General features: G+C 48.7%; 1 pseudogene. It reads right to left on the bottom strand.

The features are described 5' to 3' along the window. Positions 1-392: pseudogene (locus NLF92_RS12685) on the bottom strand (sel1 repeat family protein); the annotation flags it as partial.

The following is a 392-nucleotide window of genomic DNA, read 5'->3' as shown; positions in this document are numbered from 1 at the left end:
CTTCGCATCATGATTTTCCAGAAACGTCATACGCTCACTGGGTTTATAGCTTGGCTGACGAATATTGTGGCAGGTTCTGGCTGGATATAACCGCACCGGGAACTCAATGGCCTGCCATTGCGCTATGTTGTCCAATGGCGCGTAGGTGATTTCTCCCAGGAACACCAAATTGGGGGCGGTTTTACGGCTACAGTATTCTCTTGCCAATCCGGCAGTAAGCGGATATTCATCGACGAACCCAACAAAGTGCGCTAATTCGTGTACAAATACACTGTAGGTGTCGCCTACATCCAGATACATAACACCATTGTTAACATTCGCCTTACCGCTTTGTGCCAAGACCATAAGGTGCGTAATATTGTTCGCCTCGACCGTTTCGGCCAGCGGTTTGA

Origin of the sequence: Opacimonas viscosa, from assembly GCF_024199005.1 — a bacterium.
GTDB classification, from domain to species: Bacteria; Pseudomonadota; Gammaproteobacteria; order Enterobacterales; family Alteromonadaceae; genus Opacimonas; species Opacimonas viscosa.
The sequence above is the reverse complement of the archived record's forward strand: the minus strand, read 5'-3'. Positions and strand labels throughout refer to the sequence as shown.